The organism is Vibrio sp. 1288 (genome assembly GCF_033344475.1).
This window is the reverse complement of record NZ_JAWPOX010000149.1, coordinates 1-1,055: the sequence shown is the minus strand read 5'-3', so window position 1 is coordinate 1,055 and position 1,055 is coordinate 1. Positions and strand designations below refer to the sequence as shown.

At 45.7% G+C, this 1,055-nt stretch carries 1 protein-coding gene; it reads left to right on the top strand.

The features are described from left to right. The first annotated feature begins 80 nt into the window (after positions 1-80). Positions 81-1,001 (top strand): IS5 family transposase, encoded by a 921-nt coding sequence (locus R8O11_RS25235; RefSeq protein WP_318194613.1) that lies wholly within the window; start codon positions 81-83, stop codon positions 999-1,001. Positions 1,002-1,055: the final 54 nt, after the last annotated feature.

Genomic DNA, 1,055 nt, shown 5'->3' with positions numbered 1-1,055 from the left:
GGCTTTGTTGCGTAAATCGAATGAACTAAATCAGAATATTACGATCAGATCAGGGACATTCATTCACTGACTTTGATTTCATGCCGAAGCCTCGCTACAAAACCACTAACTGGTGCAAGTACAATAACTCCTTGATCAACAGAGGTTCACTCACGTTTTGGATTGACGAAGAGGCCATAACTGAGTGGAAACAATCTAAACAGGATAAACGTGGTAGACCAAGATTGTTTAGTGATCTCGCTATCACGACTGCTCTCATGGTAAAGCGCATTTTTTCCTTACCATTAAGGGCGCTACAAGGCTTTATCGACTCTGTTTTTAGATTGGCGAACGTCCCATTGGTTTGCCCCCACTATACTTGCATCAGTCGCCGAGCTAAGGATGTAAAGATTAATTTCAAAGCCTCATCACGAGGCGCTATCCAACACCTGGCTATTGATGCAACTGGGCTCAAGGTATACGGTGAGGGCGAATGGAAAGTGAAAAAGCACGGAACCGATGGCAAGCGTCGAGTCTGGCGTAAACTCCATCTTGCTGTTGATACTGACACTCATGAAATTATTGCAGCTGAACTGACACTTTCAGGCGTGACAGATGCGGAAGTACTCCCAAATTTACTCAAACAAACACGCCGATCCATCAAGGAAATTTCGGGAGATGGCGCATACGATACAAGGGAGTGCCACAGGGCGATTAGGGTTAAGAAAGCGATACCTCTAATCCCTCCACGTGAAGGAGCCGCCTTCTGGGAAAAGGGGCATCCACGTAATCTGGCGGTTGGTTGCCAAAAGCTCTATGGTTCGAACAAAAAATGGAAACGAAAGTATGGTTACCACAGGCGTTCATTGTCGGAGACCGCTATGTATCGCGTAAAACAGCTACTAGGCGCTTCACTCACGCTTCGAAATTACAACGCACAAGTTGGGGAAACATACGCCATGCTCAAAGCACTCAACAAGCTAACAGGGATAGGTATGCCCGAAACCCAGTATATCGTTTAAAATACAAACGATTTAGCTAGTGTTCGCTCTCAAGTTGAATTCCGCAACAAAGCC